Here is a 22,902-nt window from a genome sequence, read left to right as displayed (position 1 = left end):
GCGGCAGCCCGCCGTCGTGCGTGTTATGCGTCCTAGCCGATGCAGCTCACCCGAAACGGCCGGAAACGTAGTCCTCCGTCTGCTTGTCCTTCGGGTTGTTGAAGATCGTTGTGGTGTCGTCGTACTCGATGAGGTGGCCGGGCTTGCCGGTACCGGCGATGTTGAAGAACGCCGTCTTGTCCGACACGCGTGCGGCCTGCTGCATGTTGTGCGTGACGATGACGACTGTGTAGTTCTCCTTGAGTTCCTCGATGAGGTCCTCGATCGCGAGGGTCGAGATCGGGTCGAGGGCCGAGCAGGGCTCGTCCATGAGGAGCACATCCGGCTTCACGGCAATGGCGCGGGCGATGCACAGGCGCTGCTGCTGACCGCCGGACAGGCCCGAACCCGGCTTGTTGAGGCGGTCCTTGACCTCGTTCCAGAGGTTGGCGCCACGCAGCGACTGCTCGGCGAGGGCGTCGGCGTCCGACTTGGAGATCTTGCGGCCGTTGAGCTTGACGCCGGCCAGGACGTTGTCCTTGATCGACATCGTCGGGAACGGATTGGGCCGCTGGAAGACCATCCCCACGTGCGAGCGCACGGCCACCGGATCGACCCCTGGCCCGTAGAGGTCATCGCCGTCCAGCATCACCTGGCCCTTGACGTACGCGCGCGGGATGACCTCGTGCATGCGGTTGAGCGTGCGGAGGAAGGTGGACTTGCCGCAGCCCGACGGACCGATGAACGCTGTGACTGACTTGGGCTCGATGTTGATGTTGACGCCCTCGACGGCGAGGAAGTCACCGTAGTAGATGTTCAGATCATGGACGTCGATGCGCTTGGACATGCTGTTCCTTCTGGATTCTGAGGTGAAGTCTGGTCAGCGGCCGGTCTTGGGGGCGAACACCCGGGCGATCAGGCGGGCCGCGAGGTTCAGGAGCATCACGAGGATGATGAGCACCAGGGCCGCACCCCACGCCCGCTGGGTGCTCGGATCCGGGTTCGACGGCGAGGTCGGGTTCAGGATCTGCGTGTAGATGAACGTCGGGAGCGAGGACATCCAGTCCGCGAACACATTGAGGTTGATCTTCGTCGCGAAGCCCGCCGTGACGAGGATCGGGGCCGTCTCGCCGATGACGCGCGCGATCGCGAGGGTCACGCCGGACGCGATGCCGGAAATCGCCGTCGGGATCACGATCATGAGGATCGTGCGCCACTTCCGCACGCCGAGGGCGTAGGAAGCCTCGCGCAACTCATTCGGGACGATGCGCAGCATCTCCTCGCTCGAGCGCACTACCACGGGAATCATGAGCACCGAGAGCGCGACGGCGGCGACGAACCCGGTCTTCGTGCCTGGGCCCAGGATCGTGGCGAAGAACGCCGCCGCGAAGAGGCCGGCCACGATGGACGGGATGCCGGTCATGACGTCCACGAAGAACGTGATCGCACGCGACAGGCGTCCGTCGTTGCCGTACTCGACGAGGTAGATCGACGTCAGGAGGCCGATGGGAACGGAGATGATCGTGGCCCAGAGCGTGATGAGCAGCGTGCCCATGAGCGAGTGGTAGATGCCCCCGAGGACCTTGGTGCCCTCGTTGACCGACTGGTTGTCCTGGATGCCGCTCACGCCGTTCATCGACGTGCCGAGGAAGCCGGGCGTGAGCAGGCCTTTGAGGCCCTCGACGAGGACAGTCCAGATGACCGAGATCAGGGGAAGGAGCGCGATGAGGAACGCGGCGGCCACGAGGCAGGTCGCTAGCTTGTCCTTGGCCTTGCGCGGGCCCTCGACGGCAGCGCTCCAGGCGACGAACACGATCGTGAACGTGATCGCGGCGAAGATGCCCCACCCGAACGGGTTGAAGCCGATCAGGGACGAGATCGCGGCCCCCACGATCAGCGCGACGACGAGAGCCACCCAGGGCGCGAACGACGGGAGACGATTGCGGGTCAGCGCTGAGCTGCGGCGCTGGGGAGCGGTGATGGCCATGTCAGTTCGCTCCCGAGAATTCCTTGTGGCGGCTGATGACCCAGCGCGCGACGACGTTGACTGCGAGGGTAATCACGAACAGCACGAGGCCGGCCGCGATGAGCTGGCTCAGGCTCAGGCCCGTAGCCTCCGGGAAGTTCAGCGCGATCTCCGCGGCGATGGTCTGGTTCCCGGACCTGATGAGGCTCGCGATGAGCGGTCCGGATGAGAGGACGAGGGCCACGGCCATTGTCTCGCCGAGCGCACGCCCGAGGCCGAGCATGATCGCACTGATGACGCCGGGGCGCGCGAAGGGGAACACAGTCATGCGGACCATCTCCCAGCGCGTGGCGCCGAGCGCCAGAGCGGCCTCCTCGTGCAGCGTGGGCGTCTGCAGGAAGATCTCGCGAGTGATCGAAGTGATGATCGGGATCACCATGACCGCGAGCACGATCGAGGCGGTGAAGATCGTCTTGCCCGTCGCCGAGGCGGGCCCAGCGAAGATCGGGATCCAGCCGAGCGTCGAGGCGAGCCACGTGTAGCCCGGAACGACGGCCGGAGCGAGGAACGAGATGCCCCACGCGCCGAAGACTACCGACGGAATGGCTGCGAGCAGGTCGATAACGTATCCGAGGATCTGGGCCAGCGCGCGCGGGGCGTAGTGCGAGATGAACAGCGCAACGCCGATCGAGATGGGCGTAGCGATGATGAGCGCGATGGCCGCGGCGATCACCGTGCCGACCACGAGCGGACCGATGTAGGCCCAGAAGCCCTTTCCACCTGCGATCTCGCTCTGGGGGGCAACGAGGGCCGGGACCGCCTGCCCGATCAGGAAGGCCGCGACGGCGAAGAGCACGACAAGGATGACGATGCCAGCCGTGACAGCGGCGCCCGAGAAGACCTTGTCCCCAGTCCCGCCCTTGCTCGAGCCGAAGCCGCCGCGGGATCTCTCGGCGCCCTTGGTGGTTTGAGTTGTGGTCACATCCAACCCCTTGAGTGCGGCTGGCCGGTGCCCGCCGTCTGTTCGTGTCATCGTGTCACGCCCTCTGGTACTCAGCGCAATGCCCGCCCCGTCCGATTCCTCGGACGAGACGGGCCTGCGCCGTGCTGATGCTGTGGTGAATTGTTAGGACTTGACCTTGATCGAGTCGATCGCGGTCTTCGCCTTCGCGGCGAGGTCCGAGGAGAGCGGGGCGCTCTTCGCGGCAGCGGCAGCGTTCTTCTGGCCGTCAGCAGAGACGACGTAGGTCTCCCACGCCTTCACGAGGTCCACGGTGGCCTGGTCCTTGTAGGTCGTGCAGACCACGTGGTACGAGACGAGGACGATCGGGTACGCCGAGGAGTCGGTCGTCTTGCGGTCCAGATTGATGGCAAGGTCGTTCGCCGCGCGGCCGTCGACCGGCTTCGAGAGGGCCACGGCCTTCGCGGCGCCATCAGCGGAGAGGGCCACGAACTTGTCGCCGACCTTGACCTTGGCCTTGCCGAGGCTGCCGGTCACGGCGGAGTCATCGGCGTAGGCGAAGGCACCGGGGGTGTCGGTGACGGTCTTGACAACACCGGAAGTGCCCTTGGCGTTCTCGCCCGGGAGCGAGGCCGGCCACGTCTGGGCGCCCTTGTCGGTCCACACCGACGGGGCGGCCGCGGCGAGGTACTCCGTGAAGTTCTGGGTCGTGCCCGAGTCGTCGGAGCGGTGCACCGGCGTGATCTTCAGGTCAGGCAGCTTGGCGCCGGAGTTGTCCGCGGCGATAGCCGGGTCGTTCCAGTTGGTGATCGTGCCACGGAAGATCTTGGCGATCGTGTCGGCGGTGAGGTTGAGGTCCGTCACGCCCGAGACGTTGAAGGTCACGGCGATCGGGGAGATGTAGACCGGGATGTCGAGCGCGCCGTCGGGGCCGCAGACAGCCTTGGCGGACTCGAGCTCGTCCGTCTTCATGGCGGCGTCGGTGCCGGCGAACTGGCTCGCGCCGGAGATGAAGGTCTTGCGGCCGGCGCCCGAGCCGTCCGGGGAGTACTGGACGGTGACGCCCGGGTTGGCCTGCGTGAAGCCCTGCTTCCACGCATCGATGGCCGAGGACTGGGCGCTCGAACCGGTGCCGGTGAGGGTGCCCGTGACCTTGGGGCCGGACGATGCCGAGCCGGTGTTGGTGGTGCCAGCGGTGTTATCTGAACCGCAGGCGGACAGCGCGAGCGCGCCAGCTGCGACGACAGCGACGGCCGAGAGGCGGCCGATACGGAGAGCCTTCACGAAGGTGCCCCTTCCAGGGTGGTTGAGTGCGTACGAGCCGTACTGAAGTCGAAGCTAGAGCCGACAGGTGAAGACTCTGCTCGCCGATGGTTAACGGAAAATGAACGACACACCGATTCGGCGTGACGATAGGCCCTATGGCCTTGCCTTCTCCGTCACACCGCACTAATGGAACATCACGCGAGCGGGAGACAACAGGGAGGTGAACTCAGACAGGCTCCCTAGACTGCACCCATGGCTATGTGGGCGGTCGCGCGCGACTACGTCAATGACCTGAGATCCGCGGGCGTCGTCCGCGTCCGCCATTCGCTCAGGCCGGCCGTGAGCATGACCGTGGGTGCAGTGCTCGCCTACTTCATCGCCGAGACCGTCCTCGGACACACCATGCCGATCTTCGCCGCAACGTCGGCCCTCATCTCACTGGGCTTCGGGCGCGATCTCACGGTCCGCAAGGTGCTCGAGGTGGCCGTGGGATGCACGCTCGGGATCGCCGTCGGGGACCTCCTCATGCACGTTCTGGGCGACGGGCTCTGGCAGGCCGCCGTCATCCTCTTCCTCTCGATCATGGTCGCCCGGTTCCTCGACCGCGGGGTGATCTTCGCAACGCAGCTCGGGCTCCAGTCCCTCTTCGTCGTGCTGCTGCCCGCGACGACGGGCGGACCGTTCTCGCGGAGCCTCGACGCCGTCGTCGGCGGTCTCCTGGCCCTCACCCTCACCGCGGTGCTTCCCCGCGACCCACGCGTTGAGCCGCGTCGTGACCTCAAGGGCCTGCTCGAAATGTTCGGCACGATGCTGCGCGAATGCGCCGAGGCCCTCGCGGACGCCGATTCGACCCGCGCATGGCATGCACTGGTCCGCGGCCGGAATTCGCAGTCAACGCTCGATGCGATCAGGGCGAGCCTCAAGTCCTCCTCCGAAGTGGCCCGCATCGCGCCCGCCTACCGACGCCACCGGGGCGAGATCGAGGAGCTCAGCAAGGCGGTCGGGTTCCTCGATCTGGCGATGCGCAACGGGCGCGTCGTCGCGCGCCGGCTGGCGTCGGTGATCAACAACGCCGCCCTGACGCAAGCCGCCGCCGAGAGCATCGCCGAGCTGCTCAACGATACGGCGGACGCCCTCGACAGCGTCGCCGACGGGCTCATCGCCGAACGCCGCGAGGAACGCGCGGCCCAGATGCGTTCGGCGCATCGCGCCCTCGCAGACATTGCGGCACGGGCGCACCCCAAGATCCTGCACGTGGAGCGGCTCGAGGGAGAAGCTCTCGTGGTCCTGCTGCGGCCCATGCTCGTGGACCTCCTCGAGGCCACCGGTGACGACCACGAGGAAGCGGTCGCCGCGCTGCCCAGGATCTGACGGGCCGTGGCGTCCGTGCCGAGAAGTGTCGGCACCCTGCCCTAGCCTTGAGCGCATGGCAACCAAGACCAGCACGCGCAGCACCGCCCGCTCCGGCAAAGCCCCCGGGTACCGGTGCGCCGAGTGCGGCTGGACCACGGCAAAGTGGGTGGGCCGGTGCGGCGAGTGTCAGGAATGGGGAACGGTCGAGGAGGTCGGCGCCGTCGTCGCGCGCACGACAGCGGCCACTTCCGTTCTCGAGCCGGCCCGCCTCATCGCGGACGTCGACGCCACGGACGCCGCGTTCCTGCCTACCGGAGTCGGTGAGCTCGATCGGGTGCTGGGCGGTGGGCTCGTTCCTGGGGCCGTGATCCTCCTCGCGGGCGAGCCAGGCGTGGGCAAGTCAACACTGCTGCTCGACGTCGCCGCGAAGGTCGGTGGCGGGCAGGGGGCGAGCTCAACGGCGCGGGACGTCCTGTACGTGACGGGCGAGGAATCTGCGGCGCAGGTCAAGCTGCGCGCGGAGAGGATCAACGCCGTCGCGCCACGCCTGTTCCTCGCCGCGGAGACGGACCTCTCCCAGGCCCTCGGCAACGTCGAGAAGATCGCGCCGCAGCTGCTCATCGTGGACTCCGTCCAGACGCTCTCGAGCCCCGAGGTGGACGGCAGCGCGGGCGGGGTGTCGCAGGTGCGCGAGGTCGCGGCGTCGATCATCGCGGCGGCGAAGCGGCGGAACATGACCACGCTGCTCGTCGGCCACGTGACCAAGGACGGCTCGATCGCGGGACCGCGGCTGCTCGAGCACCTCGTGGACGTCGTCTGCCAGTTCGAGGGCGAGCGCCATTCGCGGCTGCGGCTCCTGCGTGCCGTCAAGAACCGCTACGGACCCACCGACGAGGTGGGCTGCTTCGATCTGACGGAGACCGGGATCGAGAGCGTCACGGATCCCTCGGGACTGTTCGTGTCCCGCACCAAGGAGCCCGTCTCCGGCACCTGCATCACGGTGACCCTCGAGGGGCGCCGGCCGCTCCTCGCGGAAGTCCAGTCGCTCCTCGCGGAGACCACGGCAGCGCAGCCGCGCCGGGCCACGAGCGGGCTCGACTCGTCGCGCGTCTCGATGCTCCTGGCGGTCCTGCAGCAGCGCGCCGGATGCCTCCTGCACAAGGACGACGCCTACATCGCCACTGTGGGCGGCGTGAGGCTCAGTGAGCCGGCCACCGATCTCGCCGTCGCCCTCGCGGTGGCCTCCGCCAAGACGCGCACGGCGCTCCCCCAGCGGCTCATCGCGTTCGGCGAGGTGGGCCTCGCAGGCGAGGTACGGCCGGTGCCCGGCATCAGCAGACGCATCCAGGAGGCCCACCGCCTGGGGTTCACCCACGCCGTCGTGCCTGCGAGCCCCAACGGCCCAGGCGAGGTGCCCCCAGGGTTCCGGGTGAGAGAGGTGGCCCACGTCGCCGAGGCCCTTGAACTCCTGATCCCAGCCGCCGAGTAGCGCGGGGCCCGGCTCCACGCCCGTCTCTGTCGGTCCCGACGGCGGCGGATGTGCCCGAATCGTTGCCAAGTTAGGGCCTAGGACCGCGTCGCCTCGCGCGTCGCGCGGATACCATGGGATCCGGTGTCGCGCCACGCGAGGCCCAGGAAAGGGAAACTCTCATGGTTCCGACCCCCGAGGAAGCGCTCAATGCCACCTTGGCTCGGGTCGCACCCGGAACCGCGCTTCGCGACGGCCTCGAACGCATCCTGCGCGGCCGCACCGGTGCCCTCATCGTCCTGGGCTACAACCCGACCGTTGAGTCGATCTGCTCGGGCGGCTTCGAGATCGGGATCGAGTTCTCCCCCACCCGCCTTCGCGAGCTCGCGAAGATGGATGGCGCCATCGTATGCGACAGGGACGCCCGCACGATCGTCAAGGCCGCCGTGCACCTCGTCCCTGACTCGTCGATCGAGACGTTCGAGTCCGGGACGCGTCACCGCACCGCGGAGCGGGTCGCGAAGCAGACCGGCCTCCCGGTCGTCTCGGTGAGCCAGTCCATGCAGATCATCGCGCTCTACGTGCAGGGCATCCGACACGTCATCGAGGGCTCCGAGCGGGTGCTCGCGCGCGCCAACCAGGCCCTCGCGACACTCGAACGCTACCGCGCCAGACTCGACCAGGTCACCCATTCGCTGTCCGCCCTCGAGATCGAGGCCATGGTCACGGTCCGAGACGTCGCGCAGACGCTCCAGCGGCAGGAAATGGTGCGCCGCATCTCCGAGGAAATCGCCCACTACGTGCTCGAGCTCGGCGACGACGGCCGCCTCCTCGCCCTCCAGCTCGAGGAGCTGATCACCGGCCTGGGGCCGGGCTCGGACGTCGTCATCCGCGACTACGCGGGCGCCGACGTCTCCAACGAGACCATCGATGCCGCCGTCGAGGGGCTCATGGAGCTCACGAGCGTGGACCTCCTGGATCTCAACCGCATCGCCGCGATCCTCGGCTACGCGGGCGGGATCGAGACGCTCGACGCCGTCGTGCACCCCCGCGGGTACCGCCTCATCTCCGGCCTCAAGCCCGTGCCGCGTGCCGTTGCGGACCGGCTCGTAGACCACTTCAACGGGCTCCAGAACCTGATGGCCGCCACCATCGACGACCTCATGACCGTGGACGGCATCGGCGAACAGCGTGCCAGGACCGTGCGCGAAGGGCTCTCCCGGATGGCGGAGACGAGCCTTCTGGACCGCTTCCTCTAGGCGGGCTTCCTACTTGAGCTCGAAGACCGCCTTCGAGCTCGTCACCGGTCCGAGCGACGCAGTCATGACGTAGATGCCCGGCTTGGGCTGCGTGGTGACCGCCTTGCATCCCTCGGTGCTGCGGACGCGGTCCCACGGGAAGTTCGCGGTTTCCGAGGCGCCCGCGGCAATGGTCTTGGGGAGGTCCTGGGCGCTCGCCTGGCAGTCCTTCGACGAGAAGACGCGGTCGGTGCCGCTCACCACGAGGAACTCCATCTGCGTGGTCCCCACATTGACCTCGCACGGCATCGGATTCCCGTTGGTCACCTTGAGCGTGAAGACGGGCTTCTCCGTGGGGGCGTAGCTCGGCTTGTCGGTGGACGCCGAGACGGTGATGAGGTGCTGGTCGCATGCCGGCGTCGGGGTGGCGGTTGGCGTCGCTGTGGGGTCGGCGCTCGCTCCGGCAGCGCTGGCCGCGGACGACGCCGACGGGTCGGCGCCCGCCGTCGACGTCGGCTTGGAGCTCGGGTCGGAACCGGAGCCTGAAGCAGCCGTGGACAGGGACGCCGGGCTCTGGGCTACCGAGCCCACCGCCACGACGGCGGTCCAAATGCCCACCCCGAGCACACCAAGGATGAGGACCATGAGGACGAGAACAGCGAGGCGGCGCCTCCGGTACACCGCCGGACTGACGCGGCGCGTACCCTGCGACCGAGTGCCCGGAGCGCGGCCTCCCGTCGAAGTCCGTGTTCCCGTTCCACCCTTGTCCTGCCCTGCCATGCCTCTAGGCTACGGATCCACAGCCCACTGAACCCCGCCGCCGCGCCGCTAGGGGCGTGGTCGAATCGCTGAGCCGCTGCTCCGTGACCGGGCTCGTGATCGTCACCGAGACGGTGCCGCTACAGTGGTGCAGACCCACCAGGTGACCTCCAGATCGTAACCTCCAGATGGTGACCCTCAGAACCTGACATCCAGAACGTGACCCCCAGAAAGGCTCCCGTGACCGCCACAGCCGCGCCCCGCCGTCGTGCGGCGCAGCGAGCAGCAGCGCCCACGGCGGCCGCGCCCACTACAGCAACGCCCGCGGCGGCCGCGCCCACTACAGCAACGCCCGCGGCGGCCGCGCCCGCGACAGCAGCGCCCGCGACGGCAGCGCCCGCGGCGGCAGCGCCCGCGGCGGCAGCGCCCGCGGCGGCAGCGCCCGCGGCGGCAGCGCTCCCGGACCCCGAGATGCTCGGCAGGCTGCACGCGACGCTCGTCGACTGGTTCGCACGCGAGGCGCGGGACCTGCCGTGGCGGGCTGCTGGCCGGACGCCGTGGGGCGTGCTCGTGAGTGAGGTCATGCTCCAGCAGACGCCCGTGGCGCGCGTGCTGCCCGTCTGGCGGGAATGGATGGAGCGGTGGCCGCATCCCGCGGATCTGGCCGCCGAACCGGCTGGGGAGGCCGTGCGCGCGTGGGGCCGGCTCGGCTATCCGCGCCGGGCGCTCCGGCTGCACGCCGCCGCGACAGTCATCACGTCCGAGCATGGCGGCGAACTGCCGGACACCGAGGAAGGACTCCTTGCGTTGCCCGGCGTCGGCTCGTACACGGCCGCGGCGGTCGCGTCGTTCGCCTTCGGACGCCGGGCCACGGTGGTGGACACGAACATCCGGCGCGTCCACGCGCGGCTCGTCGGCGGCGAAGCCCTTCCGGCCCCGACGCTGACCGCAGCCGAGCAGCGCCGCGCCACGGTGCTGCTGCCTGCCAACCGAGAGCAGTCCGTCGCGTGGAATGCCGCGACGATGGAGCTCGGTGCCATCGTGTGCACGGCCCGATCGCCGCGGTGCGTGGAGTGCCCAGTGTCGGATGCGTGCGCCTGGCTCGCCGCCGGCGAACCCCCGCCCACCTACACCCCACGGGGCCAGGCATGGCACGGGACCGACCGGCAGGTGAGAGGGGCCATCATGGCGGTGCTGCGCGCGGCCCAGCACCCGTTGCAGCGCGATCTGCTCGAACCGCGTGGACCCAAGGACGGTGCCCCTGCAATGCCGGGCTCTCCAGGGTCTACGCGCTCGGCACCCTGCCCAACTCAATATTCCGCGGGGGGTACGGGACCCGTCGGTGACGCCTTGGCTCGCCTCCACGCGCTGCGTACCGGGCCCGAGCAGCTCGAACGGGCCCTCGCGGGCCTTCTCGCGGACGGCCTCGCGGTTGAGGTCGAGGGGTCCCTGCGGCTTCCGTGAGGCGCCAAGCGCTCTGGCAATGTCCTACGCACAAGTACCGGATCTCGGCGAGCACCGGATCTCCGCGGTCGCAACCGATTCGCGGCCACATCGAGACCTCAGCTGTGTTGAGGGAGAGTCCGCCGAGACCTAGGCTCCTCGCATGCATGGGAGGACGCTCCTCGTTGCCGTTTCGGTGGGCATCCTGACGGCAACCCCTCTAGTGGCCTGCCAGGGACCCGTGGCGTGCCCGGCGATCGCGGCGGCCCCCTTCCTCACAATCCACATCACCGAGAACCTCGCGGCGAGGCTGAACCCCCTGTCGGTCACTGCCACCGCATGCCAGGACAACGGGTGCCATGACGGCCCGCTCGCCCTGACCGAGGAGCAGCCCGCCAGTCCCGGGGCCCAGAGTGCGGCGGCAGCGAGTCCATTGACGGGCAAGGTCGGGCGGATCAACATGGGGCTCCTCACCGAGACGCCCATCGACCTCACCGTCGCCGGCCACGACCTCCTCGGCACTGGCATCGGCCCCCACCGCCTCCAATTCGCGCCGAACATTTCCTACCCGTGGGGCTACGGATGTCCGCGCGTCGTCACCGCAGACGCCACGTGGGACACCACTGGACTCCGCCGGTCGGGGCCGTAATGGCCCTGGGTCTGGAGCTCTGCCCAGACGCGGCTCCTACCGGTCTGCGTCCCTCGACACGAAGACCACCACGGCGTCAGCAACCTTCGAGCCACTCGGCCTCCGGGCAGGGTGACTACTCGCGGGCGCGGCCCGGCAGCCACTTGATCATGCGCGTGTTGCCGAGGGTGTTCGGCTTGACCCTCGCGAGGTCGAGGAACTCCGCCACACCTTCGTCCTGCGAGCGCAGCAGCTCCGAGTACACCTCGGGATCCACGCCGGACTGGTCGGCCATCACCTCGAATCCGTGCCGCTCGAAGAAGCGCACCTCGAAGGTGAGGCAGAAGACCCGCTGCACGCCGACGTCGTGCGCATCAGCGAGCAGCCGCTCCACGAGCGCGTGCCCGACGCCGCGGCCCCGCCATGCGTCCGCGGCAGCGAGGGTTCGGATCTCCGCGAGGTCCTCCCACATGACGTGCAACGCGCCGCACCCGATGATCTCGCCGTCCGGAACCTGCGCGACGACGAACTCCTGGATCGCTTCGTAGTACGCCACCGACTCCTTCGAGATGAGGATCCGGCGTTCGGCAAGCGGCGCGACGAGCTGCCGGATCGCCGCGACGTCGCCGGTTCGCGCGCGCCGCAGAGTGAACGGCGGGGCAGCGGTCTCGGTCGGGGCGTGAGTCATGCGCTCAATCCTAGTTCTGCGCACGACGGCGCCGCGGCTCGCCTTCCGCTTGGGTCGTGGCTGCCCCAGGGCGGACAGCCTGCGCCGACCGTCTATGGCGTGTCCTGCGGAGCAATCGGGAGCAACTTCAGCTCGGCACATACCCCATCAGCGTCTTCTAGTCTGTTCGCATCATGTGCGATAGTATCGAATACAGATTCGAAAAACCACGTGAACCGAAGGGGGCGGGATGACAGCGCCGGCAAGCACGCTCGAGCGGAGCCCAGCCGAGCCCTTCTCGTTTGTTTCGCGTGACCGCGACTCGGTGCACGGCGCACTCTGGATTGATCCGAGCACTCTGGGCACGCCCGAGGGCACCGCCCGGGCGCTCAAGGCCCTCGCGGACTTCGATGCCTATAGCGCGGCCATGAAGGCTCTGCTCGTGAACCTTATCGGCCAGCAGATCGCGGAGGAGCCCCTCGAAGGCCGCGGAGGTCAGCCCACACGGCTGGGCGGCGAGCTCGCGCACGCGGCCACGGTGTCCGAGGTGGCCCTGCTGCAGAACACGTCCGAGGCGGTGGCCGCCCGAAACGTCAACTTCTCAGACCGGCTCGTCGACACCCATCCGGCAGTGCACGAGGCGCTTTTTGCCGGCGACATCACCGAATCGCACGCGAAGATCATCGTCGAACAGGCGGCGACGCTGCCTGACGAGGCCGCCGAGGCATTCGGTGTAGAGGCGCTGTCGCGTCTCCATACGAGGAAGGGGCACCGGCGCACGCCCGGCGAACTTCGAGGAGTCATTCGAGCACTCCGGGAGCGGCTCCACCCCGAGTCCATAGCGAAGCGTCGCGTCCGCGCCCAGGCGGATCGCCGAGTCTGGTTCCAGCCCGAGGAGGACGGCATGTGCACCCTGACCGCCCTGCTCCCGTCTGAGGTTGGATTCGCCGCCTACAAGCGCCTGGACGCGATCGCCCAAGCTGCCCACGGCGCAGAGGGCGAATACCGGACCAAGCCACAGCTGCGCGCCGACGCCTTGGCACAGGCGCTCCTCGAGACGCAGGCTCGCATCGAGACCGCGTCGAACCGCCAGACCGCCTCGAACCCCGCCGCTGACCCCACGACTGCCGAGGCAGTCAGTGGCGGGAGCGAAGGGGGCCTGCGCGAAGGGGGCGGGTGTCCTGCCCCTGTGCGCATCCCGGAGGGCCTGGACGACCTCGTGAAGGCTGAAATTGTCGTCCATATCCCTGTTGCCACACTGCTCGGAGCGTCGGACGATGTTGCCGAGCTCGAAGGATTCGGCGTCATCGACGCCCAGACTGCCCGCGAACTCGCTGCGGCTGCTCCCACATGGCAGCGTCTCTTGACGGACGAGGACGACGTGCCGGTGCGCCTGGGCCGAACGGCCTATCGGCCCCCAGAAGGGCTCAGACGGTTCGTCCGGTACAGGGACGGTGTATGCGTCGTCCCGGGATGCACCTGCGCGGCCAGGCGCACTGAGATCGACCACACCATCGAATGGCAGGACGGCGGGACTTCCGACGCCGATAACCTTGCGCTGCTGTGCCCCAAGCACCATGCCCTCAAGTCGCTCGCGCTGTTCACCCTCCGCCGCACGGCCGATCAGGCGAATAGCCGCAGGACTGATCAGGCGAATAGCGCGGCGCCGATGAGCGGCGAACTCGTGTGGAAGACGCTCCTCGGATTCGAGCACGCGGCAGGTCCCCTAGAACGAGACCACATCCTGAGCCCACGCACCGTTGAGCTTCCTTCCCCGCCGGAGGCGTCTTCCCTGCCGGAGTCCTCTTCCCTGCCGGAGGCGTCTCGGACCACCGAAGCGAAGTCCTCAGTCGCTTCGGCCAGAGCGGGAGCGACCCCGGCGATCACGCCCCCGGAGGCAGCCCTGACTCCAGACGAGGACCTACCCGAGCCCTTGCCGCCCCCAGTGCTGCCTCCGGTGCTGCCCCCGCCGTTCTAAGGTCTAGGCAACGGCGCACTCTGCCAAGCGCTTATAGCCCGAGCTCCTTCGGCAGTTCCCGGGCCTCCCCCAGCACATGCTCGGCGAGGAAGGCTCCTACGACGCCGTACCAGACTTTCGTATGCTGCGGCTTGAGGATCCAGTGGTTCTCGTCCGGGAAATAGAGGAACCGATGCGGGGTCTTCCCGTCGTCGTCCGCGGCGAGCTGTGAGGCCGAGAGGAGCTCCCACCAGAGCCGCAGGCCCTCGCCGATCGGCACGCGGTAGTCCTTGTCGCCATGGATCACCAGCATGGGCGTGCGGATCTCGCCGACCGAATGGTGCGGGGAGTTGGCCTGTATCATGGCCTCGTCCATTTCCTTGGCCCAGTACAGCGCCATGTCGGTCGTCGGTCCGAACGAATCGAGCGCCCACAGGCTCGCGTGCGTCACGATGGCCCGGAAGCGGTTGGTGTGGCCCGCCACCCAATTCGCCATGTACCCGCCGAATGATCCGCCCATGGCGGCCGTCCGCCCGGCGTCAAGGTCGTCGCGCTGCAGGGCCGCGTCGGTGATGGCCATCAGGTCCGTGAAGGGTTCAGCGCCCCACCGACCCCAGCCTCTGTCGATGAACCGCTGCCCATAGCCCGTCGACAGCGCTGGGTCCGGGAGCAGGACCGCATAGCCCTGGGCGGCGAGCAGCCACGGGTTCCAGCGCCACGTCCAGGCATTCCACGAGCCGATCGGACCGCCATGAATCCAGAGGAGCAGGGGGTGAGGGGCCTCATGGGTTCCATGCTCGGCGGGCAGCGCGAGCCACGCACGCAGCGGGGTGCCGTCCGACGCAGTCGTCGTGACCTCCTCGAGTCGGCCCGGGATCTCGGGCCGCGCGGCCGGGTTCTGCAGGCGGGTGACCTCGCCCGTGCCGAGGTCGATCCGTATCACCTCGGGCGGGAACAGGTACGAGCTCCTGAGCGCGTAGGCGCTCGACCCATCAGGCGAGACGACGACGTCGGTGTACGCGGCGTCGTCGTGCGTCGTCTGTGCCACGACCCCCGTGGCGACGTCGATGCGGAACACAGGCGAGCGGCCGGCGTCGTCAGCAGTGACGATCAGCGCCGAGCCGTCCGGCAGCCACGCCGCGGGATGCGCCACGCGGTCCCACTCCGGGGCCAGGCGGCGCAGCTGCCCCGTCGAGACATCGAGCAGGTGCAGCTCCGACCGGTAGGCGCTGGTCGGAGTCGTGTGCGGCTCGACCACGACGGCGACAGTACGCCCGTCCGGGCTGACCGGTCCGGCCAGATAGTCCATGCGGTCCTCGGAGAGGAGTATGCGAACGGTGCCGGAGGCGACGTCGACCGCAGCGAGCTCGCTGCGCAGGTCGCCTTTCGCGAGGGCCGTCGCAACGGACGTGTACAGCGTCCGGCCGTCCGGGCTCGCGTGCGCCTCGCCGAAGCGCAGGCCCGCGCCGATGTCCGGGGTGAGGTTCCGCAGCTCGAGTGACGGCCCCTCGTCCACGGTGCTCGGCTTGCCGGGCTCCGGCTCGCCCTGCGATTTCTCGACTGCGAACAGGCGGGGCTCCCCCGGCCCCAGATCGGAGTCCCAGTACCGCACCGGATAGGAGGAATGCAGGATCGCCGCGACCTTGCCGTCCTTGCGGGCCTTGCGGCGCGCCTCGTCGTCGGCCTCATCCGTGCTTCCGGCCAGCGTGGAGGCCTGGACGAACGCCGCGTCCGCACTCAGGGCGGTGATGACGCGTTCGACGCCGCCCGCCCGGCTGAGCACGACCCTCGCCTCTCCGCCCGCGGCCGGCAGAAGCCACAGTGCGTTGACCGGGTCCTCGTCCGGCTTCTCGGGGTCGGGCCGGGCCGAGGTGAAGAAGAGGTCGCCGTTCGCAGCGAAGGCGGCGCCAGCCTCCCCCTTGGCGCTGCGCGTGATGCGGCGCGCCGGGACCGCGCCCGTGGAATCGACCTCCCACAGTGCGGTGCGGTACTCAGTGCTCTTGCTGTTGAGCGTCGCCACAGTGGTGACGAGTCGCGCGCCGTCCGGGCTCATCGCGAGCCCGGAGATCCGCGGGATCGCGACGTAGTGGTCGAGATCGTGGAATGGGGTCTCGGGTGCAGGCTCGGCGGCGGTCTCGGGTGCAGGCTCGGCGGCGCTCTCGGCAGTCATGCCCCGATTCAACCCACAATGTGAGGCAAAGCACAGATCCGTTCACTATTGGTGAAACAGTTCTTTCAGAGCTCGCCGAAGCCCGCCTCTACCTGCGCCGTGACAAAACGGACAGCCTTGGCGGCGTCCGGCCCCGCGGCCTCGACCACGAGCTGCTGCCCTTGGCCGGCGCCGAGCGCCATGAGCGCCATGACGGACTGGCCGTCGACGCCGTTGACCGTCACCTGGACGTCGTAAGCGGAGAGCCGCCCCGCGAGGACCGCGGAGGGGCGCGCGTGCAGACCCAGAGGATTCTTGAGTGTCAGGACCGCCGACTCGCTGGGCTCGCTTATCTCCGGCGGCTCCTCCGCCTCCGCCCCTCGCACGGCCTCCTCGGCCGCGCGCACGACCCCGTCGAGCCCCGCTCCGGCCCTCGATGCAACAGCGGCCGCGACGGACCCCTCGACGAGCGCCGCGTCGGCGATGCGGACGCGCGCACGCTGCTCGTCGTCAAGGAACTCGAGCACCGACTCGGCGGTCATGACGGCGGATCCGAGATCTGTCAGGACTACGACGCCCTCCCCCGTGTCTGCAGCCACAATGCCGTCCATGACCTTCTCGAAAGAGGTTCCCACGCCGCCGTCATCCGTCCCGCCCGCAGCCACGAGCGGGACACCCTCGCCCATCTGTGCCGCGACCTCGACGACGCCCTCTGCGAGGCGCGCGCTGTGGGAGACGATGAGCAGCCCGACCGGCGTCACGCCCCAGCCCCTGGTCCACCCGCACCGCTTCCGCTCTCCGCAGCCGTCACCGCCGCGCGCAGGATGAGCGCAGACGACACCGCGCCCGGGTCGAGGTGCCCCGCGCTGCGTTCGCCCAGATAGCTCGCTCGGCCCTTGCGGGCGACGAGCGGCTTGGTCGCCTCGGCACCGGTCTCGGCGGCGTCGGCCGCGGCGACCAGCGCGGCGACCCCGTCCGCCGGGTCCGCAGTGACCGCGGCCTCGGCGGCTGGTGTCCACGCGTCTACCATCGTCTTGTCCCCGGATTGGGCCTTGCCGCGCGCCACGATGCCGTCCCGGCCCGCTGCGAGCATCGCGGCCACGGCTTGCCCGTCCAGCGCATCGCTGTCGGCAACCGCCGTCGAGGCGCGCAGGTAGGCCGTCCCGTAGAGCGGCCCGGCCGCCCCTCCGACCTTGCTCATGAGCATCATGGCCGCCATCTTGAGCGCGGCCGCGACCGAGTCGGGAGACTCGTCGTCGAGCTTCGCGACGATCGCCTTGAAGCCCCGGTCCATGTTCTCGCCGTGGTCGCCGTCGCCGATCGCGCGGTCAAGGTCGATGAGCTCTTCGCGGTGCTCGGCGATGACCCGTGCGCTCTCGCGCAGCCAACGCTCGGCCCAAGCCCCGTCAAGCCGCCCGTCAGGCCCCGCCATCAGGCGCCCCACCGCAGAGCCGGAGTGTGCACGGGGGCGTCCCACAGCTCGGTGAGCTCGTCATCAAGCCGCAGCACGGTCACGGAGCAGCCCTGCATCTCAAGTGACGTGATGTAGTTGCCCACCAAGCTCCTCTCCACGGCAACTCCCCGGTCCGCGAGCAGCTGGGCCGCCTTGCGGTACACGATGTACAGCTCGGACAGCGGGGTTCCGCCCATCCCGTTGACGAACAGCAGGGCCTTTTCGCCCGAGCCGATCCCGAGGTCCTCGACCACTGGGGTCAGGAGGTGCTCGGTGAGGGCGTCGGCGGGCTCGAGGCCCACACGGTGGCGGCCGGGCTCGCCATGGATGCCGATGCCAATCTCGATCTCGTCCTCGGCCAGATCGAAGCTCGGCTTGCCCGCGTGCGGGACGGTGCACGGCGTGAGCGCAAGGCCCATCGAGCGGACGTTCGCCACGACCTTGTGGCCCACGGCCTCGACCGCATCGAGCGTGTCGCCCCGCTCCGCCGCGGCACCGGCGATCTTCTCCACGAGCACCGTGCCGGCCACGCCCCGCCGTCCGGCAGTGTAGAGCGAGTCCTCGACCGCGACGTCGTCATTGACGAGCACCGTCCGCACCTCGATGCCTTCGGCTGCGCACAGTTCGCCGGCCGTCTCGAAGTTGAGGACGTCGCCCGTGTAGTTCTTCACGATATGCACGACGCCGGCGCCTCCGTCCGCGGCCTGGGTCGCCGGAACGATCTGGTCGGGGGTGGGTGAGGTGAAGACCGGGCCGGGGACTGCGGCGTCGAGCATCCCCTTGCCCACGTAGCCTCCGTGGAGGGGCTCGTGGCCGCTGCCTCCGCCCGAGACAAGGCCCACCTTGCCCGGCACTGCCCCGCCCACGCGGCCGATGAAGATCGGGTCGGTGTGAACGGTCACGAGGTCCGAGTGGGCGAGGCCGAAACCCTCGACCGACTCGTCCACCACCTTCTGGGGATCGTTGATGAGCTTCTTCATATCCGCTCCTTCACACGTCTCTCTCGGACGGTCTGCACGGGTGTTCTTGGAGCGTACCCCGGCGGCGCGGCACAAGGACAGGCCAACTGGGTTTGGCCAGCGCACGCACGATGGCGCCCTGCACCCTGATGGGATGGGGCGCCATGCGCTGTGGTCGCCCGGGAGGACGCCTTGACACCCGCAAGCTTTTGTCTGATGCTTGAACGGAAGTTGGAGGAGGCTACTGTGTCAGATCGACAGTTCGGCGTTGCCCAGGGCGCAGCGTCCCACGGGCGCATCCTCGAACTGATCCGCACGGCAGGAGGCCTCTCCCGCCAGCAACTGCTCTCCGCAACCGGAATGTCTCGGGCAACGCTCTACGAGCGCCTCGACGCACTCGGTCGGGCGGGCTACGTCTACGAGGCGGAAGCACTGGCAGCAACGGGCGGCCGCCGCTCCCGGAACATCCGCTTCGACGATCGCGGGCGCGTCATCCTCGCACTCGCCCTTGGCCAGACGCGGGCCACCGCCAGCGTCGCCGACACCGACGGCTCCGTCCTCCGATCAGTGACCCTTGATCACGACATCGCGGATCCCGCCGAAGACGTGCTCGCGCCGCTCGTCGAGGCCGGACACTCACTCCTGGCTAGCGGGGAAGCAAGCGAGAGTCTCATCGGAGTCGGAGTTGGCTTCCCGGCGCCGATCGAGGCCGGGACCGGTCGCCTCGTGCATGCGACGACCGTCCCGACATGGCGTGCGGACGCGGCCGTCACCCTACTCGGCGGAACCTGGGACGTCCCCCTCGTAGTGGAGAACGACGCCATGGCCGCCGCGCTCGGTGAACGGTCCGGCGACGACGAGACCCTCGTCTACGTCAAGGTGGGCACCGGAATCGGGTGCGGAATCGTGATCGACGGATCAATTCTGCGAGGCGCGCGCGGTGCCGCTGGCAGCATTGGCCACATCCGGATGGCCCGTGAGGGGCCCATCTGCCGATGCGGGCGCCACGGCTGCCTCGCGGCCTTCAGCTCGGGACTCGCAATTTCACATAATTTCTCCAGCAATCGCCACCTCGGCCTAGATGAAATCCGCGTGGCCGCAGAACAGGGAGACGAGGAGGTTAATCAAATCCTGCGTTCTGCCGCGGACATTCTCGGAAGCGCCCTCAGCGCCACCATCACCACGATCAATCCACACCGCCTCGTCCTAGGAGGACGAATAGGTTCTCTGCCGGTCTTCATTGACGGCGTCCGTGAAAGAGTGCTCACCGACGTTGTCGAGAGAATATCGGACGGGCTCGCAGTCGATGCGGGGGCTCCTGATGACAGGAGCGCCGTAAGAGGGCTCGCAACCTTGGTCATGCGCAAGGTGTTCGCTGCACAGACGGTCGACGACTCGATATCGAATTCTCTGCAAGCCACTGGGCAAACGGCCTAGCGCGAGTTCTGCTCTCATTCTCACGGTTATTCGACACATGCACTATTGACATGCCCAAAAAGTCTTCGCGCCGAAGTCGAGCGAATGTTAATGAGAATGTAACCCCAGCGTCGGCCATCGGTTGAAAAATTTCTTGACCCTAGCAATGTCGGCAATTCAAGATTGTCTTCGCCCCTGCTGAGTGCCCCCCTGAAGAAACTCCATCCCATCCCCCGCTTGAGCCTTCCGCCAAGCTCACATAGGAGACACACATGAAGTTCACATCCGCACTGCGGTCCGGCGTGGCCGTGGCCGCGCTGGGGCTCGCCCTGTCAGGTTGTGCCCAGAGCAGTACGGCTGCCAAGACGAACGCCGGCGATGCCGGCATCAAGACCGTCAAGGTCTTCATCAGCGGTGACACGAATATCCAGAGCCTGTGGGAGAAGGACCTCGGTCCTGCCTTCGAGAAGGCGAACCCGGGGTACAGGGTCCAGGTGCAGATCGACCTGCACGGCGAGCACGATGCGCAGACGCTCGCCAAGCTCACGAGCTCGGTCGAGCAGAAGAAGGACGCCGACTTCGACCTGGTGGACGGCGGGTTCGTCTCCAAGGCTTCGGGCGCGAACCTCCTCGAGCCGGTGGACGCGGGCAAGGTCGGGGCCCTGGCCGATGTCCCGGCGGACGTGGTCAAGGCCGGCGGCACCGGCGGTATCCCGTACCGCGGGTCCTCGGTCCTGCTCGCGTATGACACGAAGACGGTGGCAACCCCGCCGAAGACCCTGGACGAGCTCCTCGAATGGATCAAGGCGAACCCGGGCAAGTTCACCTACAACTCGCCGAAGTCGGGCGGGTCGGGTGCGGCGTTCGCCGCGACCGTGCTGGACAGGTACGTCCCGGCGGATGCGCGACAGAAGATGACCGTGGGCTACGAGAAGGACCTTGAGTCCACGTGGGATCAGGGCTTCGAGACGCTCCGGGGCCTGAACCCGTACGTGTACCAGAAGGGCGTGTACCCGAATGGCAACAAGCAGACCCTCGAGCTGCTGGCCAGCGGCCAGATCTCGATGGCCCCGGTCTGGTCCGACCAGTTCATCACGGGCTCGGCCAACGGCACGATCCCGGCGAGCGTGAAGGCCGCGCAGATCTCGGACCCGTCGTTCACCGGAGGCGCCGCCTACCTCGGCGTCCCCGTGAACAGCCCGAACAAGGAGGCCGCGCTCAAGCTGGCCAACTTCGTCCTCGCCCCCGAGCAGCAGGCGGAGATCGTGAAGGAGATCTCCGGCTACCCGGCCATCGCCTTGGGCAAGCTCCCCTCCGAGGTCAAGGACAGGTTCGCCAACGCGGACACGAACAACCTCCGCAAGGGGTACTTCGACCAGATGTCCAAGGACATGAACAACCTCTGGGACCAGAAGGTCCCCGGCCAGTGACCTCTCAGTCCACAGCGGTCCCCACGGACCGCGGGGACCTCGACGTCCGCCCCGGCGGTACCCGCCCCGCCCGTCCTGCCGGTTCGCTCCGGCAGCGGGCCGGGGCGGGCCGGGCCGCCGGCTTCGCCATGGCGCTGCCGCCGATCCTCCTCATCGCCCTGTTCATCGGGTTCCCGATCGTCCTGGCGTTCGCCTTCAGCCTCGGCTTCACGGGCGGACTGAACCGGACGATCGCGCTCATCGGCCAGAATGTCCACGAAGCCCAGGGCGGCCCCACGTTCGGCGCCTACGCGGACATGTTCACCAATCCCAGGTTCCTCGGGGACCTCGCGGTCACGGTCATCGTCACCGTGGTGAGCACCGCCGTCGTGATCCTCCTGGCTGCCGGGATCGGCCTGTACCTCAAGTTCGTGGGCGGGGTCATCGGGAAGGTCCTCTCGGCCCTGGCGGTCATCCCCCTGTTCATCCCCGTGGTCATCGCGTCCTGGGCCATCCTCGGGTTCTACTCGGCGGACGGGTTCCTGCGCAGCGTCGCCGCGCAGCTCGGCGTGGACTTCCCCGTCTGGTCCTTCACGATGGTGACGGTGGTCATCGGCTCGGTGTGGACGTCGCTTCCCTTCGCGACCCTCCTCATCACGTCCGGGCTCCAGGCGGTCCCGCAGGCCATGATCGACTCAGCTCGCGACGCCGGCGCCTCCTTCTGGCGCGTGGTCATCAGCGTTGTGGTGCCGATGGCCGGGGTGCCGATCATCATCGCCACCACGTTCACGGCCATCGGGATCCTGGGCTCGTTCACCGTCCCGTACTTCACGGGCCCGAACTCGCCGAACATGCTCGGGGTGGACATGTCCAACTACTTCTCGGCCTTCAACCAGCCACAGCAGGCCGTCGTCATGGCGTTCGTCGTGTTCGCGATCGCCTCGGGCATCGCCGCAGTCTATGTGTGGGCGAACTTCCGCTCGGCCAGGGAAAGCGGGGCCGTGTGATGCAGAACCAGTCAGCACGCCGGGCGATCACCCGCACCCTTGCCGTCCTGTTCGCCGTTGCCATGGCCGTGTTCATCATCGGCCCGCTCCTGTGGCTGGCCGTGCGGGCCTTCGCCACGAACTGGACATACCCCAACCTGGCCCCGGACGGGTGGACGTTCAAGTGGTGGGAACTCGTCTTCAGCGACAACGCCCTCGGGGTCGCGGTGCAGAACTCCCTCTTCTTCGCCCCGGTCACCGTCCTGGCCTCAGCGCTCATCTGCCTCCCGGCCGCATACGCGTTCGCGCGCTTCGAGTTCCCCGGGCGGCGGTTCTTCCTCATCGGGCTCTTCGCGGCCAACGCGTTCCCCAAGATGGGCCTGTTCGTCTCCCTCGCCGCGCTGTTCTACACGCTCAACCTGATGAACTCGATCCTGGGCATCCTGATCGTGCACCTGCTGGGCACCGTGGTGTTCATGACGTGGATCCCCTCGGCGGCGTTCGCGGCAGTCCCGAGGAGCCTGGAGGAGGCCGCGCGGGACGCCGGCGCGTCGAAGCTGCGGGTGTTCTCCAGCGTCACCCTTCCCATGGCGCTCCCGGGCATCCTCGTCGCGGCGATCATGAGCTTCCTGGCCTCGTTCGACGAAGCCCAGGGCACGTACCTGGTCGGCGCCCCGGACTACTTCACCATGCCGACCCAGATGTACACCCTCGTGCTCAACTACCCCACCCAGGTCGCGGCGGTCTTCTCGATCCTGCTCGCCATCCCCTCCGTCGCGCTGCTCCTGGCCGCGCACAAGCACATCGTCGGCGGCCAGCTCGCCGAGGGCTTCCAGATCAAGTAG

At 68.4% G+C, this 22,902-nt stretch carries 20 protein-coding genes; 10 read left to right on the top strand and 10 right to left on the bottom strand.

Features of this window, described 5'->3' with window-relative positions; genetic code table 11:
• Positions 1-46 precede the first annotated feature (46 nt).
• The 4 genes from pstB to pstS all read right to left on the bottom strand — a co-directional run bounded on the left by pstB (position 47) and on the right by pstS (position 4,190).
• Entirely contained in the window at positions 47-826 is a 780-nt protein-coding gene (gene pstB, locus AB5L97_RS01390; RefSeq protein ID WP_307959064.1) for a phosphate ABC transporter ATP-binding protein PstB, read from the bottom strand.
• Positions 827-859: 33 nt separating this feature from the next.
• Positions 860-1,966: a phosphate ABC transporter permease PstA gene (gene pstA, locus AB5L97_RS01385; protein ID WP_369046176.1), complete on the bottom strand. Its 1,107-nt coding sequence runs from the start codon at positions 1,964-1,966 to the stop codon at positions 860-862.
• A gap of 1 nt (position 1,967) precedes the next feature.
• Positions 1,968-2,927 carry a phosphate ABC transporter permease subunit PstC gene (pstC, locus tag AB5L97_RS01380; protein ID WP_307959066.1) on the bottom strand — a complete coding sequence of 320 codons (960 nt, stop codon included), beginning with the start codon at positions 2,925-2,927 and terminating at the stop codon, positions 1,968-1,970.
• A 144-nt stretch (positions 2,928-3,071) separates the two neighbouring features.
• Positions 3,072-4,190, bottom strand: coding sequence for a phosphate ABC transporter substrate-binding protein PstS (pstS, locus tag AB5L97_RS01375; protein ID WP_369046175.1), 1,119 nt, complete (start codon positions 4,188-4,190; stop codon positions 3,072-3,074).
• A 234-nt stretch (positions 4,191-4,424) separates the two neighbouring features.
• Between pstS and AB5L97_RS01370 the strand changes: the two genes are divergently transcribed.
• From AB5L97_RS01370 to disA, 3 genes are all read left to right on the top strand, one after another.
• Positions 4,425-5,543: an FUSC family protein gene (locus tag AB5L97_RS01370; RefSeq protein ID WP_307959068.1), complete on the top strand. Its 1,119-nt coding sequence runs from the start codon at positions 4,425-4,427 to the stop codon at positions 5,541-5,543.
• Positions 5,544-5,598: 55 nt separating this feature from the next.
• Complete coding sequence (radA, locus tag AB5L97_RS01365; RefSeq protein WP_369046174.1) at positions 5,599-7,014, top strand: DNA repair protein RadA; 1,416 nt, start codon at positions 5,599-5,601, stop codon at positions 7,012-7,014.
• Between the two features lie 161 nt (positions 7,015-7,175).
• Positions 7,176-8,252 (top strand): DNA integrity scanning diadenylate cyclase DisA, encoded by a 1,077-nt coding sequence (gene disA / locus AB5L97_RS01360; protein WP_369046173.1) that lies wholly within the window; start codon positions 7,176-7,178, stop codon positions 8,250-8,252.
• 9 nt (positions 8,253-8,261) lie between these two features.
• Here disA and AB5L97_RS01355 read toward each other — a convergent pair whose 3' ends face one another.
• On the bottom strand, positions 8,262-9,011 hold the full coding sequence (locus AB5L97_RS01355) for a hypothetical protein (protein ID WP_369046172.1): 750 nt from the start codon (positions 9,009-9,011) through the stop codon (positions 8,262-8,264).
• 450 nt (positions 9,012-9,461) lie between these two features.
• On the opposite strand from AB5L97_RS01355, the gene AB5L97_RS01350 reads away from it, so the two are divergent.
• Positions 9,462-10,454 (top strand): A/G-specific adenine glycosylase, encoded by a 993-nt coding sequence (locus AB5L97_RS01350; RefSeq protein WP_369047499.1) that lies wholly within the window; start codon positions 9,462-9,464, stop codon positions 10,452-10,454.
• A 142-nt stretch (positions 10,455-10,596) separates the two neighbouring features.
• Positions 10,597-11,082: a hypothetical protein gene (locus AB5L97_RS01345; protein ID WP_369046171.1), complete on the top strand. Its 486-nt coding sequence runs from the start codon at positions 10,597-10,599 to the stop codon at positions 11,080-11,082.
• Between the two features lie 115 nt (positions 11,083-11,197).
• On the opposite strand, the gene AB5L97_RS01340 is transcribed toward AB5L97_RS01345, so the two are convergent.
• Positions 11,198-11,749: an amino-acid N-acetyltransferase gene (locus AB5L97_RS01340; RefSeq protein ID WP_307959073.1), complete on the bottom strand. Its 552-nt coding sequence runs from the start codon at positions 11,747-11,749 to the stop codon at positions 11,198-11,200.
• A 229-nt stretch (positions 11,750-11,978) separates the two neighbouring features.
• On the opposite strand from AB5L97_RS01340, the gene AB5L97_RS01335 reads away from it, so the two are divergent.
• Entirely contained in the window at positions 11,979-13,706 is a 1,728-nt protein-coding gene (locus AB5L97_RS01335) for an HNH endonuclease signature motif containing protein (protein ID WP_369046170.1), read from the top strand.
• 31 nt (positions 13,707-13,737) lie between these two features.
• On the opposite strand, the gene AB5L97_RS01330 is transcribed toward AB5L97_RS01335, so the two are convergent.
• The 4 genes from AB5L97_RS01330 to dhaK all read right to left on the bottom strand — a co-directional run bounded on the left by AB5L97_RS01330 (position 13,738) and on the right by dhaK (position 18,267).
• Entirely contained in the window at positions 13,738-15,855 is a 2,118-nt protein-coding gene (locus AB5L97_RS01330) for a S9 family peptidase (protein ID WP_369046169.1), read from the bottom strand.
• A 65-nt stretch (positions 15,856-15,920) separates the two neighbouring features.
• Positions 15,921-16,595 carry a dihydroxyacetone kinase phosphoryl donor subunit DhaM gene (gene dhaM / locus AB5L97_RS01325; protein WP_307959076.1) on the bottom strand — a complete coding sequence of 225 codons (675 nt, stop codon included), beginning with the start codon at positions 16,593-16,595 and terminating at the stop codon, positions 15,921-15,923.
• Positions 16,592-17,266 carry a dihydroxyacetone kinase subunit DhaL gene (gene dhaL, locus AB5L97_RS01320; RefSeq protein ID WP_369046168.1) on the bottom strand — a complete coding sequence of 225 codons (675 nt, stop codon included), beginning with the start codon at positions 17,264-17,266 and terminating at the stop codon, positions 16,592-16,594. The genes dhaM and dhaL overlap by 4 nt, the downstream gene beginning before the upstream one ends.
• Entirely contained in the window at positions 17,266-18,267 is a 1,002-nt protein-coding gene (gene dhaK / locus AB5L97_RS01315) for a dihydroxyacetone kinase subunit DhaK (RefSeq protein ID WP_307959078.1), read from the bottom strand. Before dhaK ends, dhaL begins: the two co-directional genes overlap by 1 nt.
• Positions 18,268-18,462: 195 nt before the next feature.
• On the opposite strand from dhaK, the gene AB5L97_RS01310 reads away from it, so the two are divergent.
• From AB5L97_RS01310 to AB5L97_RS01295, 4 genes are all read left to right on the top strand, one after another.
• Positions 18,463-19,683 (top strand): ROK family transcriptional regulator, encoded by a 1,221-nt coding sequence (locus AB5L97_RS01310; RefSeq protein WP_369046167.1) that lies wholly within the window; start codon positions 18,463-18,465, stop codon positions 19,681-19,683.
• A gap of 251 nt (positions 19,684-19,934) precedes the next feature.
• Positions 19,935-21,092, top strand: coding sequence for an extracellular solute-binding protein (locus tag AB5L97_RS01305; RefSeq protein ID WP_369046166.1), 1,158 nt, complete (start codon positions 19,935-19,937; stop codon positions 21,090-21,092).
• Positions 21,089-22,078: an ABC transporter permease gene (locus AB5L97_RS01300; protein WP_369046165.1), complete on the top strand. Its 990-nt coding sequence runs from the start codon at positions 21,089-21,091 to the stop codon at positions 22,076-22,078. The genes AB5L97_RS01305 and AB5L97_RS01300 overlap by 4 nt, the downstream gene beginning before the upstream one ends.
• Complete coding sequence (locus AB5L97_RS01295; RefSeq protein ID WP_369046164.1) at positions 22,078-22,902, top strand: ABC transporter permease; 825 nt, start codon at positions 22,078-22,080, stop codon at positions 22,900-22,902. The genes AB5L97_RS01300 and AB5L97_RS01295 overlap by 1 nt, the downstream gene beginning before the upstream one ends.

It is taken from the genome of Sinomonas sp. P10A9, assembly GCF_041022165.1.
Classification (GTDB): domain Bacteria; phylum Actinomycetota; class Actinomycetes; order Actinomycetales; family Micrococcaceae; genus Sinomonas; species Sinomonas puerhi.
Note: the sequence above shows the minus strand (reverse complement) of the source record. Positions and strands in the feature narration are given on the sequence as shown.

Excerpts from the sequence above, each read along its gene's own strand:
- disA (WP_369046173.1), top strand. The coding sequence starts at position 7,176 with ATGGTTCCGACCCCCGAGGAAGCGCTCAATGCCACCTTGGCTCGGGTC.
- pstA (WP_369046176.1), bottom strand. The coding sequence starts at position 1,966 with ATGGCCATCACCGCTCCCCAGCGCCGCAGCTCAGCGCTGACCCGCAAT.
- AB5L97_RS01305 (WP_369046166.1), top strand. The coding sequence starts at position 19,935 with ATGAAGTTCACATCCGCACTGCGGTCCGGCGTGGCCGTGGCCGCGCTG.
- pstB (WP_307959064.1), bottom strand. The coding sequence starts at position 826 with ATGTCCAAGCGCATCGACGTCCATGATCTGAACATCTACTACGGTGAC.
- AB5L97_RS01370 (WP_307959068.1), top strand. The coding sequence starts at position 4,425 with ATGGCTATGTGGGCGGTCGCGCGCGACTACGTCAATGACCTGAGATCC.
- radA (WP_369046174.1), top strand. The coding sequence starts at position 5,599 with ATGGCAACCAAGACCAGCACGCGCAGCACCGCCCGCTCCGGCAAAGCC.
- AB5L97_RS01340 (WP_307959073.1), bottom strand. The coding sequence starts at position 11,749 with ATGACTCACGCCCCGACCGAGACCGCTGCCCCGCCGTTCACTCTGCGG.
- AB5L97_RS01310 (WP_369046167.1), top strand. The coding sequence starts at position 18,463 with ATGCTTGAACGGAAGTTGGAGGAGGCTACTGTGTCAGATCGACAGTTC.
- AB5L97_RS01355 (WP_369046172.1), bottom strand. The coding sequence starts at position 9,011 with ATGGCAGGGCAGGACAAGGGTGGAACGGGAACACGGACTTCGACGGGA.
- dhaK (WP_307959078.1), bottom strand. The coding sequence starts at position 18,267 with ATGAAGAAGCTCATCAACGATCCCCAGAAGGTGGTGGACGAGTCGGTC.
- AB5L97_RS01330 (WP_369046169.1), bottom strand. The coding sequence starts at position 15,855 with ATGACTGCCGAGAGCGCCGCCGAGCCTGCACCCGAGACCGCCGCCGAG.
- AB5L97_RS01335 (WP_369046170.1), top strand. The coding sequence starts at position 11,979 with ATGACAGCGCCGGCAAGCACGCTCGAGCGGAGCCCAGCCGAGCCCTTC.
- dhaL (WP_369046168.1), bottom strand. The coding sequence starts at position 17,266 with ATGGCGGGGCCTGACGGGCGGCTTGACGGGGCTTGGGCCGAGCGTTGG.
- AB5L97_RS01295 (WP_369046164.1), top strand. The coding sequence starts at position 22,078 with ATGCAGAACCAGTCAGCACGCCGGGCGATCACCCGCACCCTTGCCGTC.
- AB5L97_RS01350 (WP_369047499.1), top strand. The coding sequence starts at position 9,462 with ATGCTCGGCAGGCTGCACGCGACGCTCGTCGACTGGTTCGCACGCGAG.
- AB5L97_RS01345 (WP_369046171.1), top strand. The coding sequence starts at position 10,597 with ATGCATGGGAGGACGCTCCTCGTTGCCGTTTCGGTGGGCATCCTGACG.